The following is a 15,301-nucleotide window of genomic DNA, read 5'->3' on the forward strand; positions in this document are numbered from 1 at the left end:
GTGTCTTGCGCAGCGGCTGTTACAACCGGCTGACAGTTTTGTGAAAGCCGCGTAACGGCGTTGGATAAGGCTGCGGTTTCGGTGTTACTGCGCCGCAGCCGGCCGCATGGTTTGCGGCAGCAGGAACGGCACGCCGGCGTCGGTATAGTCGATCTTCACGTCGACCTCAAAAATCCGGCGGATGGTCTCGGCCGTGATCGCATCGCTGCGGCCGCCATCGACGGCGAGCTTACCCCGATGCAACAGCACGATGCGGTCGGCGAACCGCATGGCGAGATTGAGGTCATGCAGCACGGCGATAACGGCCGTGCCGTTCTGCGCGCGCCGCTTCGCCGTCTCCACCAGGTCGATCTGGTGGCGCATGTCGAGGCTCGAGGTCGGCTCGTCCAGCAGCAAGAGTCCCGGCCCATGCTGCGTCTCGCCGCAGGCGAGCTGCACCAGCACGCGGGCGAAATGCGCGCGCTGCTGTTCGCCGCCCGAGAGCGTCGGTAATTGCCGTTGGCTGAAATGCGCCAGATCGACCTCGCCGAGTGCCGCATCGACCAGCCGCTGCGCGGCGGCGCGGCCGGCGTCACCCGCGCCCATATGGACGATCTCCTCGACCGTGAACGGGAAGGTGACGTTGACATGCTGCGACAGCATCGCGCGGTGGAAGGCGAGAAGGCGCGGCGGATAGCTTTGGATGTCGCGCTGCTTCAGGCTGATCTGGCCGCGCGTCGGGCGGAGATCGCCTGACAGCATCCGCAGCAGCGTCGATTTGCCGGCGCCGTTGGGGCCGACAATCGCGACCATCTCGCCGGGGGCAACGCAAAGATCGATGCCATCGACCAGCGTGGCGCCGCCAACGACCATTGAAACCGACTGCGCTTCGAGAACGGCGGTCATAGCGAAACCAGCCCGCGCTGGCGGAGCAGCATCGCCAGAAAGAACGGCGCACCGATTGCTGCGGTCAGGATGCCGATCGGCATTTCCGCGGGCGCCACGATGGTGCGGGCCAGCGTATCGGCGCCCACCAGCAGCACCGCGCCCAGCAGCATGGAAGCGGGTAACAGCAACCGGTGCGCCGGCCCGATCACCAGCCGCAACAGATGCGGCACCACGATGCCGATAAAGCCGACGACGCCGCAGACCGAAACGGCCACGCCCGTCATCGCCGACACCAGCACGATCGAAATCCGCTTCAGTCGTTCGACATCGACACCGCTATGGAACGCCTCGGCCTCGCCCAGCACCAGCACGTCGAGTCCACGCGCGATCGAGAGGCAGGCGATCGCGGCACATCCCAGCACCGGCGCCAGCGTGGCGAGCTTGGGCCAGGTCGCGCCACTCAGCGAGCCCAATAGCCAGAACGTGATGTCGCGCAACTGGCGATCGTCGGCGATGAACACGAGAAGGCCGATGCCGGCATTGGCGATCGCGGCAATGGCAATGCCGGCCAGCAGGAAAATCGCGATCGACGTCCGCCCGGAGCGGCTCGCGATCGAATAAAGGATGACGGTGGTCGCGAGCGAACCGGCGAACGCCGCGACCGGCAGCAACTGATGCTGCATGAAGCGGAAGTTCTGGCCGATCTGGCTGTCGGTGAAGACGATCGCAGCCGCTGCCGCCAGCGCGCCGCCGGAGGAAACGCCGACCAGTGCGGGGTCGGCGAGAGGATTGCGAAACAGCCCCTGCATGATGGCGCCCGATGCCGCGAGCAGCGCGCCGATCATCGCGGCCGCGCCGATCCGTGGAATCCGGATCGACCACAGCACGAGCTGGTCGCGCGCGAGGCTTGGACCTGCAGAACCCTCGCCCCACAGGCCGAGTGCGGCCGGCAGCCGCGCCAGCGGAATTCCGGCAGCGCCTACCGTCAGCGCGATCAGCGCCGCACCGGCCAGCGCGGCGAACAGGCAGATGAGGGTCAGTGAGGCCGGAGGGCGCAACGCGTATCCGCTGCGGCGCTTGGCGCTACCCTCGGTCAGAACGGTCATTTCCGGCAATCGGCGGTGAGTGCCGCAGGCTTGAATTTCTCGGCCTGCGGCGCCAGCGCCGGATAGAGCTTGATCGAGAGATCGCGGGCGGCGGCCGCCGTGCGCGGCCCGAAGCCGAGCAGATAGAGGCCTTCCATCGAGATGAAGGCCTTGTTGGCCGCAGCCGGCGTCAGCGCGAAGGCCGGATGGACGTACACGGCTTCGGCGTCCAGCGAGTCCTTGCCGCGCTGGATCGAGAGCACGACGTCGGGCTTCGCCGCGACGATCGCCTCGTCGTTGATGGGTTTGTAGCCTTCGTAGCCATCGATGGCGTTGATGCCGCCGGCAAGCGCGATGATCTCGTTCGCTGCGGTGTTCTTTCCGGCGGCCATCGCCCGGCCGTTCAACAGCGACATCACGAACATCACGCGCACCGGCTTCGTCACCTTGGCGCGTAGCTCGCGCAATTGCGTCAGGTCGTCCGACACCGCCGCAGTCAGGCATTCGGCGCGCTTGTCCGCGTCCATGGCGTGGCCGACCAGCTTGATCTTGTCGAGCAGGCCGGCTTCCGAAAACGTGTCCGGCACCAGCACCAGCGGCACCTTGGCGGCTTCCAGCACGTCGATGGTTTCCTTCGGCCCGGAGCCTTGCGCTGCCAGCACCAGGGAGGGGTTGAGCCCGAGCACGCCCTCGGCCGAAAGCTGGCGCATGTAGCCGACATCCGGCTTCTCGCGCGCCGCGGCCGGATAGAGGCTGGTCGAGTCGACGCCGACGAGACGGTCCTCGAAACCGAGCGCATAAAGAATTTCCGTGATCGCGCCGCCGATCGAGACGATCCGCGCGGGGTCTGCGATGGTGACGTCGCGATCACGGGCATCATGCACCGTAACGCCCGCAGCGAGCGCGACGCCGCCGAGCAGGAAACAGCCCGCGGCGGCCGACACTGCGAGCGTGCGACAAACTGTCATTTCCGGTTCACCAGGTAAGTCACTTCGTCAGGATCAGCTTGTTCTGCGACGTCAGCCGCAGACGGTAATGCTCCTCGCCATGCGCGATGATGATTTCGCGCTCGGTGGCGAACAGTTCGCGGCTGTCGATCCGGTTGCCGCTGATGGCAAGCGATCTGGTGGAGGCGGGATTGCCGGCTTGCGTCCGGGCGGCTCCGAGCTTGTCTCCTGTTGTCGCGGACATTTTGTGCTTTGGTGCCCCGAAAAATTCAATCGATCCACGCTTGTATAGTTGGGCGCGCCCGCAATCCAACCGCTGAACTTTACAATTGATATAAAGTGCCTGATGCGGTTCTTGACCGCCCGGGAACCGCCACGTAACCAAGCATGATGCGATGTTGGCACAATGCCTGCATCCTGAATGTGGCAGCCAGCAAGCAGCTCGCAAGTTACGCGTAGCGCCCGCCAGCCAGACCTAAAAGAATATCGGGGCTGGGGTTGTATGGCTGACGGGGCTAGGATTTCGCGCGCCCTCTTGTTGGGCGCGTCGGTGTTTTCAATTGCATTGCTGGTCGGGGAAGCCGGCAACGCGCAGACGGCGGGTACGCAGGCTGCAAGCGGCGCGTCCGAGCGGCAGAAGCAGCCGCGGCGCAAGCCGGCGAAGCCGCCGCAGGAGCAGCAGGCAACGGCGCCGGCGATGAATGCGCGGGCGCAGATTGGAGCCGCGCCGGTGCAGTCGCTCGATACCCTTACGGTCGTGGCGTCGAAGACCGAGGAGCGCGCGATCGACGCGCTGGCGCCGGTCAGCGTGGTGACGCTGGAGCAGATTCAGGGTCGCCAGGCCAGCACACTCGGCGGTCTCCTCTACAACATTCCCGGTGTCTGGGTGCAGGATCGCGGCGATGAGCCGTCGACCTCGATCAATATCCGCGGCCTGCAGGATTTCGGTCGCGTTGCCGTGGTGGTCGATGGTGCGCGGCAGAACTATCAGCGCACCGGCCATTTCGCGAACGGCTCCTTCTTCCTCAACCCGGAACTGGTCAGCAGCATCGACATCGTGCGCGGTCCGACGGCCAACATCTACGGTTCGGGCGCGATCGGTGGCGTGGCGTCGTTCCGCACCAAGGACATCGAAGACGTCGTGCGTCCGGGCGAGCGTTGGGGTGTGGACGCCAAAACCATTCTCGGAACGAACTATGGCCGTGCCTTGGGCTCGGTCTTTGGCGGTGTTCACGTCAATCCGAATGTCGATGTGTTCGCCGGCGGTACCTACAGCACGCAGGAAAGCTACAAGGACGGCACTGGTTTCGAAGTCGCCAATACCGGAAACCGGCTTACCGCCGGCCTCGCCAAGGTGACGGTGCGTCCTGCTGACGGACACGAAGTCAAGCTGGGCACGATATTCCAGGAAGATCTTTACAACGTGGGCCAGCCGCCGCGCCGGGCCGGTGATCCCAATTCCACCAATGCGAACGGGACCAATAACCTTTTCGGCACGTCGATCTACAGGACGGACGTAAAGAACTACACGACGACGCTCGGTTGGAAATACTCGCAGCCGGACGACAGGGTTTTCGACTGGGATGCGAAGGTTTATTGGAATCGCACCGAGAACGACCAGATCAAGACGTTCCACACCAGCACGACTCCCTCCGCCTTTTGCGGCGGCGTGCCGGGCAATCCGGTCTCCGGCTGCATCGGCGACAACCGCGGTTACCTGCTCGATACGGTCGGTTTCGACGCGCACAACACCTCGCGCTTCGAGTATGCGGATTGGCACCATGCGGTCACCTACGGCGCCGATGCGTTCCAGGACAACGTGAAGACTGCCGACCGGCGCGGTACTTCGGATGTCACGACTCCGGGCGGTAGACGTACAGTGTCTGGCGGCTTCGTGCAGTGGAAGGCGACATACAGCAACCTGCTGGAGACGATCAGCGCCCTTCGCTACGACAACTACAGCCTGGAATCGGGGGCGACATCATCAGGGGGCGACCGGCTATCGCCGAAGATCACGGTCGCCTTGATGCCGGTGGCGGTGGTGACGCCCTATGCCAGTTACGCAGAAGGCTACCGCGCGCCGTCGATTACGGAGACGCTGGTCAACGGCCCGCATGCCGGCGCTACGGCCTTTGATTCATTCTTCCGTTGTCCGTCAGGTACCCCGGGCCCGGGAGCCGACTCGACCTTCTGTTTCCTGCCTAATCCGAACCTGCGCCCAGAGGTCGGCAAGAACAAGGAAATCGGATTCAATATCCGAAAGAACGATCTGTTCATCGCCGGCGACAGCTTCCGCGGCAAGATCAACTTCTTCCGAAACGATATCACCGATTTCATCGACCAGGTTGCCTTCGGTACGCCGCACCCGATTTTCCGTGCGCTGCCCTTCCTGCAGTATCAGAACGTCGCCTCCGCAAGAATCCAGGGCTTCGAGGCCGAGACGATGTATGACGCCGGCCTCTGGTACGCAGGCATCTCCGGCTCCTTCCAGGACGGCAAGAACCTGCAGACCGGGTTTGGACTGTACACAGTGCCGCCGCAGAAGATCACGACGACGGCCGGTGTTCGGCTGCTCGACAGGACGCTCATTCTTTCCATGCTGTGGACGTCGGCGATCGCAAACAGGAACCTTCCTCCGACCTACACGCCGGCAACGTCGTACGACCTCGTCAACCTGTATCTGCAGTACCAGCCCACGCGGGACCTCACGTTTAATTTCTCAGTCGAGAACCTTCTCAACCAGTACTATCGTCCGTATGCCATTCCGGTCGGGAGCACGGGCGACACGCAGAACGACGTTAAATGGGCCAGCGCCGGTGCTGGAATCGTCTTCAAGGGCGGTCTCAGATATCATTTCGGAGGAACCTGACACGAAGAATCCGAGGGTCTCGCGTGAGACCATCACCTCCAAACGCACCGGGCCGCGCTGATGCTCCAGCGCGGCTTCGGTGCATCCATGTTTCCAACAAACCCAAACGGTACGCCAGGCGCACCCCAGCAACTAAGCCAAGGAGATTTCGAATGTTTATCGCGATGAACCGGTTCCAGGTGAAGATTGGCTCTGAAGCGGCCTTCGAGAATGTCTGGCGCTCGCGCGAGTCCTATCTCAGCAACATGGCCGGCTTCGTCGAGTTTCACCTGCTCAAGGGACCCGTCGCCGAGGATCACACGCTGTATTCGTCGCACACGGTCTGGGTCGACAAGGCGGCCTTCGAAGCCTGGACCCGTTCGGAAGAGTTCCGCCGCGCGCATGCCCGCGCCGACAATCAGACCGGCGAAAGCCTCTACCTCGGCCACCCCAAGTTCGAAGGGTTCGAGGTGATCCTGAGCGAGCGCAAATCCAGCGCCGCCGCGTAAGGGAGGCTGCGATGCTGAGCACGGACCTTGCCGACCTCAAGGCCTATATGGCGGAGAATCCGGGTGCGGTGATCGAGGACGTGGCGCGGGAGCGCAAGGTCACGCCGCGCGCCGTGCTTGAGGCACTCCCTGGCACGATGATGCGCCTCGGCCCCGGCGGTGAGTTCGCCGCCGCGATGAATGACGTCGCGCAATGGGGCGAGGTGACGCTGATCGTTCACACCGACGATGCGATCTTCGAGTTCACCGGCGCCATCCCGGCAGGCGAGATCGGCCGCGGTTACTTCAACCTGATGCAGCCGAAGGGACTGCACGGCCACCTCCGGCACGAGCGCTGCGGAGCCATCGCTTTTGTCGAGCGGCCCTTCATGGGCAAGTCGTCGGCCTTCATCGCGTTCATCAATGTCGACGGCGGCATCATGTTCAAGGTGTTCGTCGGCCGCGACGAGCAGCGCGCGCTGCGCAGCGACCAGTTGCAGCGCTTTCATGCGTTGGCGGAAAGGATCGCGCCTGCCCGCGCGGCATAACCGATCCGCATTGTCAGCCTGGGAGACGATGATGCAGCGAACGATGCTGAACGTTATGATCCGTTGGTGTGGCGTTGCCGGCGTGGCCGGAATGCCGGGCGCGGCGCTCGCCGCCACCGACGTTGCGCTGCTGCCGCGCAACCTGTCGCCCTGGAACATGTTCGTGAATGCGGACGTCGTGGTGCAGGCGGTCATGGTGGGCTTGGCCTTCGCCTCGCTGGTGACGTGGACGATCTGGCTGGCCAAGACCATCGAAATCCACCGCAAGACCGCGACCGCCAAACGGCGCCTCGGCATGCTGGAAACCGATACGGTGCTGGCCAAGGCCGAGCGGGAAACCCGCGGCGGCAACGATGCGGTGGCGCAGATCATCCAGTCCGCCGCCCGCGAAGCCAGCCTCTCCGGCGGACATTTCGACGACGGCCTCAAGGAACGCGTCGCGCTGCGGCTGGAGCGGGTCGAGGCGGCGATGTCCAGGCAGATCGCCCGCGGCACCGGCGTGCTCGCCACCATCGGCGCCACCGCGCCGTTCGTCGGCCTGTTCGGCACGGTCTGGGGCATCATGAATTCCTTCATCGGCATTTCCGAAGCCAAGACCACCAATCTCGCGGTGGTCGCGCCCGGCATTGCGGAGGCATTGCTCGCGACCGCGCTCGGTCTGGTCGCGGCGATCCCGGCGGTCGTGATCTACAACCATCTCACCCGCACGATTTCAGCCCATCGTGCGCTGCTCGGTGATGCCTCGGCGCTGGTGCTGCTTCTGATCAGCCGCGAGGGCGACCGCGGTTCGTTCCGCCTGGCGCGCGCTGCGGAGTAGCCAATGGGCGCGAAGCTCGGACATGTTGTCGGCGGACGCGCGCGCGGCGGCAGCGACGATCTTGCCGAGAATCACGAGATCAACGTCACGCCGTTCATCGACGTGATGCTGGTGCTGCTGATCATCTTCATGGTCGCAGCCCCGCTCGCAACCGTCGATCTCGGCGTCGATCTCCCGGCCAGCGCGGTCGAGCCGTCGCCGCGCCCGGACAAGCCGGTGTTCGTCACCGTGAAGCCGGACCTGTCGGTTGCGGTCGGCGAGGACGTCATTGCGCGCGATGCGCTGACCTCTACGCTCGATAGCGCCACGCAGGGGAAAAAGGACGAGCGCATCTTTCTGCGCGCCGACAAGGCGGTCAGCTATGGCGACCTGATGGAGGTGATGAACCTGTTGCGCAACGCCGGCTATCTCAAGATCGCGCTGGTCGGCCTCGACGGCCGAAGCTAAGGCCATGAACGCGTTCGCGCTCCATGATGTCTCCGACCAGGCCGGCGTCCGGCGCTGGGGCGCATCGGCGTTTGCGATCGTGGCGGCGCATGCCGCGCTGATCGCATTGGCGGTGAACTGGGCGACGCAGCGGCCCACGCCCGGCGTCTCGATGCCGGCGATCATGGTCGACATGGCGCCGGTCTCTTCCGCGCCGCAGCCGACACCGATGGATCTCGCGCCGGGACCGGTGATGCAGCAGGCCGACGCGTCGCCGCCGCCCCAGGCGGCGCAGCGAGAGGTCGTGCCGGAACAGATTGCGCCGACACCGCCACAGGAGAAGCCGGAGGTCGTTGCCCCGCCGGAGCAGAAGACCGAGCCGACCCCGCCGAAGCCCGAGCCCGCCAAGGTCGAGCCCGAGAAAAAGCCAGCGCCGGTGAAGCCGAAGGTGGTGCGTGCGGAGGCAAAGAAGCCGACGGAGGCTCCGCCCGCGCCGCGCACAACGGCTTCCCCTCGGGCCGAGCGTCAGGCACCGGCTGCATCGGCGGTCAGCTCTGGCGCGTCAGCAGCGGCTGTTGCTTCCTACAACCAGCTCGTCCTCGCCCACCTGCGTCGCTTCAAGCAATATCCGCCGGAGGCCAAGGCCGCCGGCAAACAGGGCGTAGGCCGGGTGAATTTCACCCTGAGTCGCAGCGGTCAGGTGACGGCGAGCAAATTGGTCGGATCAACCGGCCATGCGGCGCTCGACGCGGAGAGTCTAGCGACGCTTCGTCGGGCGCAACCATTCCCGCCGTTTCCGCCCGACATGAAGCAGGCTTCGATCAGCTTCACCATGCCGGTGTCGTTTGGGCTTCGCTAGTTACTCCTTCACCGCGCCCGTCAGCGACGACACGTAATAATCCACGAACAGCGAATAGAACAGCGCGACCGGCAGCGAGCCGAGCAGCGAGCCCGCCATCAGCGCGCCCCACTGGTAGACGTCGCCGGTGACGAGCTCGGTCAGGATCGCGACCGGCACCGTCTTGTTGGCACCGCTCTGGATGAAGGCGAGTGCGTAGATGAATTCGTTCCACGACAGCGTGAAGGAGAAGATGCCGGCCGAGATCAGGCCGGGCACGGCGAGCGGCAGCGTGATCCGGCGCAGGATTTGCAGCCTGGTGGCGCCATCGACCAGTGCGCATTCCTCGAGCTCATAGGGGATCGACTTGAAATAGCCGATCAATAGCCAGGTGCAGAACGGCACCAGGAAGGTCGGATACACCAGGATCAGCGCCATCGGTGAGTCGAACAGGCCGAACTGCACGATCACGGTGGCTAACGGAATGAACAGGATCGAGGGCGGCACCAGATAGGCGAGATAGATGCCGAGGCCCACATAGGGGCTGCCGCGGAAGCGCAAGCGCTCGATCGCGTAAGCCGCGAGCGTCGAAGCGAACAGCGACAGGAAGGTGGAGCCGATCGCCACGAACATCGTGGTCTTGAGCCAGGTCGGATAGGCGGTGTCGAACAGCAGATGCTTGATATGCGCCAGCGTCGGCGAGGAGATCCAGAACGGATTGTGCTGCTTGTAGTTCAACAGCTCCGCGTTCGGCTTGAACGAGGTGATCGCCATCCAGTAGAACGGAAACAGCAGGATCAGCACGAAGCAGGCCAGCGGCAGGTAGATCATCATCACCCGCCGCGCGCGGGAATCCCACGCCATGGTGTCCGGCGTGGCGCTGGCGGCGTTGGTGGATTGGGCAGCTACGTCAGTCATTGGCTTCTCCCTGCTGCCATTTGCGGCGCGCCAGGCCGAAGTAGCTGAACAACGTCGCGAACACGAGGAACGGGATCATCGAGACCGCGATCGCTGCACCCTCGCCAAGCTCGCCGCCGGCGATGCCGCGCTGGAACGCCAGCGTCGCCAGCAGGTGCGTGGAATTGACCGGACCGCCGCGCGTGATGGCATAGACGAGCTGGAAGTCGGTAAAAGTGAAGATGATCGAGAACGTCATCACGATCGCCAGAATCGGCATCATCATCGGGAGGGTGATGTAGCGGAAGCGCTGCCAGGCGGTGGCGCCGTCCAGCATCGCGGCTTCATAGAGCGAGGGTGAGATGGTCTGCAGGCCCGCCAGGAGCGAGATCGCCACGAACGGAATGCCGCGCCAGATGTTGGCGGCGATTAGCGAGAAGCGCGCCGGCCAGGGCGTGCCGAGGAAGTCGATGTTGGTCGAGCGGATGTGCAGCACATCGACCAGCAGATAGGAGATGATCGAGAACTGCGGATCGTAGATCCACCAGAACGCCAGCGCCGACAGCACCGTCGGCACGATCCACGGCAACAGCACGATGGCGCGCAACAGGCTCTTGAGCGGGAAGTGGTTGTTGAGCAGGAGCGCCAGCCAGAAGCCGAGCGCGAATTTCCCGAAGGTCGCGATCGCCGTGTAGAACACACTGTAGAACACCGCGCCCCACCACAAGGGATCGGTCCACAGATACTGGAAATTCTCCAGGCCGATAAAGATACCGCGCTGGCCGATCGTGGTGTCGGTGAAGGCGAGCCAGACGCCGAGGCCGAGCGGGTAGGTGAGGAATACCGTCAACAGCCCGATTGCCGGCGCAAGGCACATCACGATCAGGAACGGCTTGTAGTCGAACAGGCGCGCGATCCAGCCCGGTTGCCGGAGCGCGATGCCGCGCGATGGTAGAGTGGTTACGGACATTGAATGTTTATCCACCGTCGTCATTGCGAGGAGCGAAGCGACGAAGCAATCCATTCTTCCTTTGTGGCGCTATGGATTGCGTCGCTTCGCTCGCAATGACGGTTAATCAGGATCTACGGTTCTGCGGCTTACCGCCCCTGGCGCCGGAAGTACCGCTTCGCACGCTGCTCCGCCTCCGCGGCGGCGGCCTCCGGCGTCTGGGCACCTGTCGCGACCGCGGCGCACATCTGGATCAGTACGTAGTCGGCGCTGACCGCACCGGTTGCGGTCGAAATCGGCCCCTTGTAGCCATCGTAATAGGTGCTCTGCATGGTGTTCTTGAAGATCGAGACCTTGGGGTCGCTGGACCAGACCGCGGCATCGGCATAGGCGGCAAGCGGCTGCGACCAGTAGCCGGAGTTGGCGTTGAGCCACGGCTCGTACTGTTCCTTTTCCATCATGAATTGCAGGAACGCCTTTGCGGCATTGGGATAGGGGCTGTGCTTGAACAGCATCGCGTTCAGCGTCAGGCCGGCCATCGGCGATACCTTGGCGAGGCCCTTCGGCAGCAGTTGATGCTCGCTGTCCTCGGCAATCGCCTTGGTCGCCGGATCGTTCTTCAGCGAGAAGTACAGCGAGACGCCGTTGGCGGTCAGCGAGATTTCCTGCGAGGAGTAGGCGCGGTTGTTGCTGACGTCGTTCCACGATGACGTGCCGGCGATGAAGGTCGGGTACAGTGCCTTGACCCACTTCAGCGCTTCGATGGTCTCCTTGCTGTTGATGATGATATTACCCTCTTCATCGAGCAGCGAAGCGTTGTGCGACCACAGCGCCCAGTTGGCAAAACCGTTGCCGTCGCCCTTGGCATTGCCCAACGCGAAGCCGGCCGGCTTGCCGGCCTTGTGCAGCTTCTGGCAAAGGTCCACAAATCCGGCACTGTCTTCCGGGACCTTGTCGTAGCCGATCGATTGCAGCACCGATTTTCGGTAGATCAGCGGGCCGGCAGTAGCGCCGAACGGCAATCCGATCCATTTGTCGCTCTTGCTGCGCTTGCCGTACGTCTGCGCCAGCGGCAGCCAGCCGCCATAGCGCTTGCCGAGATAGTCGGTGACGTCGTTCAGTTCGACCAGCTTGTCGACATAGATGTGCGGCGCATCGGAGAAGCCGATGATGATATCCGGGCCGGCGCCGGAATTCGAGGTCACCGCGGTCTGCTGGCTGATGTCTTCCCAGCCGACGAAGTCGACCTTGACCTCGATGCCGGTTTCCTTGGAGAATTTGGCCGCGTTGGCGCGGAACACGTCCTCGTCGGCTTGCACGAAGCGCACCGGGCGCAGCATGCGCAAGGATGCGCCTTTTTCGATTGCGAACTTGGGGGGCGGGACGTCGGCAGCTTTGATTGGCGATGTGGTCTGCGCCGAAGCTCCGGTCACGGCCAGCGCCGCTGCCGAGGCGCCCAAAGCCAACGCATCGCGACGGGTGATGTCGTTCCTCATGGTGCTCTCCCTGTATCGGTTCCCGGCGTTGAATCGCCGGTGAACCCTGTCGTTCGAAACATTTCGCCGTGTTAGCTGTTCGGGCCGCGATCCATGCTGACAGGCTGCCAGCGGCGGAGCGAGGTGTTTTGCAGCACCGACGGATTGACGCAGCTTACCGGCCACATCCCCTGCAGGACCAGTGACAATTCGTAGCCCACGCGGCGCTTGCGCGCCTCGTCAAAACGTGCCGATGCCGAGGCGACATGGGCAGTCAGGGTGACGTTTTCCATCGAAAGTATCGGATTGTTGTGCGACGGCGGCTCCTTTTCCAGCACGTCGAGGGCGGCGTGCGCAATCCAGCCCTCCTGCAGCGCCTTGATCAGCGCTTCCTCGTCCACCGTGGCGCCGCGGCCGGTATTGATGAAGATGGCGGAATTTTTCATCTGGCGGAAATGCTTCTCGGTCAGCATGTGGTGCACCTCCGGCCGGGCCGGCGCGTGCATCGAGACGAAGTCCGACTGCGACAGCACCTCCGACAGCGTCGCCGGCATCACGCCGTGGTCGTACATCAGCGTTTCCTGGATGAACGGGTCATAGGCCATCATGCGCAGGCCGAAGGGCGCGGCGCGCTTGGCAACGGCGCGGGCCACCCGGCCGAACGAGATGAAGCCGAGCGTCTGGCCCATCAGCCGCGGGATCTTCAACAGCGCAGGCCGGCCCTCGGACCAGCGGCCGGTGCGCGCCATCTTGTCCTGCTCGACCAGCCGCCGAAAGCCCGCCAGCAGCAGCATCATGGCGTGGTCGGCGACCTCTTCAATGAAGGTGTCGGGAATGTTGGTGACGGGAATGCCGCGGGCGGTGGCGGCCTTCACGTCGACACTGTCGACGCCGACGCTGCCGAGCGTGATCACCTTGCAATTTTCGAGCGCGTCGATGACGGCTTTGGTAATCGGCATGCCCTTGGCGTAGATCGCGTCTGCGGTTCTTGCGGCGGCGATGAATTCCGCCTCGTTGGCCGGCGCCTCGATGATTTCGGCCCCAATCGGATCGAGCGCTTCCATCTCATAGTCATAGCCGCCGCCGGCGACCGTGAAGCTCGCGCCCTTCGGCGTCACCACCCTGAATTTCGGCATTTCCTGCTCCCGATTTCATTTTTCGGTGTTGGTTTGAGGCGGCGGGCGCCGCCACTTTCATCGTTGACGTACTTTCACCTTTTACGCGACTTGACTTGCTTCCGCTACAATCGCCAGTTGCCGCTTGATCGGCTGCACCGCGTTCTGCCGGATTTCCGCTGGCCTTCGTAACAAAGCGCTAAAGGGTCTCACGATATTGTGCGCCGAATCAATCGGCCAATCGCGTGCCACGCGCCTATTTCCGGAGATCCCCGTGAAGCTGACCAATCTCAAGATCACCCCCAAACTCGGCATTCTGGTGGGCGTGACCCTGCTTGGCCTCTGCGCCGCCGGTGCGCTCGCGGGCTATTTGATGCAGCGTGAGATGCTCAATGCGCGGATCGAGCAGACCAAGGCGATTGTCGACATGGCGCGCAACATGGCGCTCGGCCTGCAGAAGCAGGTTGCCGCCGGCCAGATGACCAAGGAGGCGGCGATTGCCGAGTTCAGCAAGCGCGGCAATACGCTGACCTTCGACAATGGCAACGGCTACGTGTTTGCCTACACGATGGATGGCGTCGCCGTGCTGGCTCCGGTTCCCAGCCAGATCGGCCAGAACCGCATGGACATCGACACCGGTGGCCGAAAGCTGGTGCGTGAGCTGCGCGATGGCGTCGCGGCGAACGGCGAAATCATGCTGCGCTATGAATTCCGCAAACCCGGACAAGACGAGTTGATCCGCAAATTCTCCTACGCGGTTCCGATCCCCGGCTGGAACATGTTCGTCGGCACCGGCGCTTATCTCGACGACCTCGACGCCAAAATGAAGCCGATCGCGGCAGTGCTCGGGTTTGCCATTCTCGGCATCGCGCTGGTTGCCGGCAGCATCGCCTGGATGATCGGCCGCAGTATCTCGAAGCCGCTCGGTCAGCTTGGCGCCCGCATGCAGGACCTCGCCGAGGGCCGGCTCGACGGTGAAATTCCTGGCATCGGCCGCGGCGACGAGATCGGCGCGATGGCTGCGACCGTGCAGATCTTCAAGGACAACGCGGTTCGCATCCGCGGGCTCGAGCAGAAGGAAGCCGAGGTGCAGGCGCGCGCCGAGGCCGAACGGCGGGCGGCGATGGAAAGCATCGCCAGCGACTTCGAACGCAGCGTGACCGGCATCGTCCGCTCGGTTTCGACGGCGGCCGCCGGCATGCAGAGCACGGCGCAATCCATGACCACGACCGCCAGCGACGCCAGCGCACGCGCGGCGACCGTCGGCGCGGCGTCGCAGCGTTCGTCCGACAATGTCGGCACGGTGGCATCCGCCGCCGAAGAGCTCTCCAGCTCGGTTACTGAAATTTCCCGGCAGGTGACGCGCTCCAGCGAGATCGCCGCCAAGGCGGTCAGCGACGCCGAGCGTACCAACGCCACCGTCGGCGCGCTCTCGACTGGCGCCGAGAAGATCGGCGAAGTGGTCAAGCTGATCCACTCGATCGCTGCCCAAACCAACCTGCTTGCGCTGAACGCCACCATCGAAGCGGCGCGCGCCGGCGATTCCGGGCGCGGCTTTGCGGTGGTGGCGTCGGAAGTGAAGGCGCTTGCCAACCAGACTGCGAAGGCGACCGAGGAAATCTCCGCGCAGGTCGCGGCCATGCAGGCGTCCACCAGCGAAGCCGTGGCGTCGATCGGCGGCATCTCAGAGACCATCGCGCAGATGAGCGAGATCACCGTCTCGATCTCGACCGCCGTCGAGCAGCAGGGCGGCGCCACCCGCGAAATCGCCCGCAACATTCAGTCGGTGGCGGCCGGATCGAACGAGATCTCGGCCCATATCGGCGGCGTCAGTACAGCGGCAGCCGCAACCGGCAAGGCAGCATCCGAAGTGCTGGCGAGCGCCCGCGAACTCGACACCCAGTCCGGCATGCTGCGCAGCGCGGTGGACGAGTTCCTGGGCAAGGTGCGCGTGGCGTAAGGCAGAATTGCAGGGTGGGCAAAGGCGCACTTGCGCCGTGC

The 15,301-nt window shown here is 64.1% G+C and carries 15 protein-coding genes; 7 read left to right on the plus strand and 8 right to left on the minus strand.

The annotated features are described in order from the left end of the window. Positions 1-84 precede the first annotated feature (84 nt). From V1290_RS25080 to V1290_RS25095, 4 genes are read right to left on the minus strand one after another with little or no spacing between them, the layout of a single operon-like run. Entirely contained in the window at positions 85-885 is an 801-nt protein-coding gene (locus V1290_RS25080; RefSeq protein WP_334366846.1) for a heme ABC transporter ATP-binding protein, read from the minus strand. Continuing rightward, on the minus strand, positions 882-1,973 hold the full coding sequence (locus V1290_RS25085; RefSeq protein WP_334366847.1) for a FecCD family ABC transporter permease: 1,092 nt from the start codon (positions 1,971-1,973) through the stop codon (positions 882-884). Before V1290_RS25085 ends, V1290_RS25080 begins: the two co-directional genes overlap by 4 nt. Further along, the gene (locus V1290_RS25090; RefSeq protein ID WP_334366848.1) at positions 1,970-2,920 is read right to left on the minus strand and encodes a heme/hemin ABC transporter substrate-binding protein; all 951 of its coding nucleotides are present in this window, start codon (positions 2,918-2,920) and stop codon (positions 1,970-1,972) included. Before V1290_RS25090 ends, V1290_RS25085 begins: the two co-directional genes overlap by 4 nt. A gap of 19 nt (positions 2,921-2,939) precedes the next feature. Then, positions 2,940-3,143, minus strand: coding sequence for a hemin uptake protein HemP (locus V1290_RS25095; RefSeq protein WP_334366849.1), 204 nt, complete (start codon positions 3,141-3,143; stop codon positions 2,940-2,942). A 258-nt stretch (positions 3,144-3,401) separates the two neighbouring features. Between V1290_RS25095 and V1290_RS25100 the strand changes: the two genes are divergently transcribed. From V1290_RS25100 to V1290_RS25125, 6 genes are all read left to right on the plus strand, one after another. Continuing rightward, positions 3,402-5,768, plus strand: a complete 2,367-nt coding sequence (locus V1290_RS25100; RefSeq protein ID WP_334366850.1) for a TonB-dependent hemoglobin/transferrin/lactoferrin family receptor — start codon at positions 3,402-3,404, stop codon at positions 5,766-5,768. A 152-nt stretch (positions 5,769-5,920) separates the two neighbouring features. Continuing rightward, positions 5,921-6,256, plus strand: coding sequence for an antibiotic biosynthesis monooxygenase family protein (locus V1290_RS25105; protein WP_334366851.1), 336 nt, complete (start codon positions 5,921-5,923; stop codon positions 6,254-6,256). Between the two features lie 11 nt (positions 6,257-6,267). Next, positions 6,268-6,783, plus strand: a complete 516-nt coding sequence (hutX, locus tag V1290_RS25110; RefSeq protein WP_334366852.1) for a heme utilization cystosolic carrier protein HutX — start codon at positions 6,268-6,270, stop codon at positions 6,781-6,783. 55 nt (positions 6,784-6,838) lie between these two features. After that, positions 6,839-7,600, plus strand: coding sequence for a tonB-system energizer ExbB (gene exbB / locus V1290_RS25115; protein ID WP_442895075.1), 762 nt, complete (start codon positions 6,839-6,841; stop codon positions 7,598-7,600). A gap of 3 nt (positions 7,601-7,603) precedes the next feature. Continuing rightward, positions 7,604-8,047 (plus strand): TonB system transport protein ExbD, encoded by a 444-nt coding sequence (gene exbD, locus V1290_RS25120; RefSeq protein WP_334366853.1) that lies wholly within the window; start codon positions 7,604-7,606, stop codon positions 8,045-8,047. Between the two features lie 4 nt (positions 8,048-8,051). Next, on the plus strand, positions 8,052-8,885 hold the full coding sequence (locus V1290_RS25125; protein WP_334366854.1) for an energy transducer TonB family protein: 834 nt from the start codon (positions 8,052-8,054) through the stop codon (positions 8,883-8,885). Here the strand turns inward: V1290_RS25125 and V1290_RS25130 are convergent, their stop codons facing one another. The 4 genes from V1290_RS25130 to V1290_RS25145 form a co-directional block, all read right to left on the minus strand. Beyond that, positions 8,886-9,782 (minus strand): carbohydrate ABC transporter permease, encoded by an 897-nt coding sequence (locus V1290_RS25130; protein WP_057842177.1) that lies wholly within the window; start codon positions 9,780-9,782, stop codon positions 8,886-8,888. Beyond that, complete coding sequence (locus V1290_RS25135) at positions 9,775-10,731, minus strand: carbohydrate ABC transporter permease (RefSeq protein ID WP_334366855.1); 957 nt, start codon at positions 10,729-10,731, stop codon at positions 9,775-9,777. The genes V1290_RS25130 and V1290_RS25135 overlap by 8 nt, the downstream gene beginning before the upstream one ends. 128 nt (positions 10,732-10,859) lie before the next feature. After that, positions 10,860-12,206, minus strand: a complete 1,347-nt coding sequence (locus V1290_RS25140) for an ABC transporter substrate-binding protein (protein WP_334366856.1) — start codon at positions 12,204-12,206, stop codon at positions 10,860-10,862. Positions 12,207-12,277: 71 nt separating this feature from the next. Then, on the minus strand, positions 12,278-13,321 hold the full coding sequence (locus V1290_RS25145) for a C-terminal binding protein (protein WP_334366857.1): 1,044 nt from the start codon (positions 13,319-13,321) through the stop codon (positions 12,278-12,280). Positions 13,322-13,574: 253 nt separating this feature from the next. Between V1290_RS25145 and V1290_RS25150 the strand changes: the two genes are divergently transcribed. Continuing rightward, a complete protein-coding gene (locus V1290_RS25150; protein ID WP_334366858.1) occupies positions 13,575-15,260 on the plus strand; it encodes a methyl-accepting chemotaxis protein in 1,686 nt (561 codons plus the stop codon). The last annotated feature ends 41 nt before the right edge of the window (positions 15,261-15,301 follow it).

It is taken from the genome of Bradyrhizobium sp. AZCC 1578 (assembly GCF_036924675.1).
GTDB lineage: Bacteria > Pseudomonadota > Alphaproteobacteria > Rhizobiales > Xanthobacteraceae > Bradyrhizobium.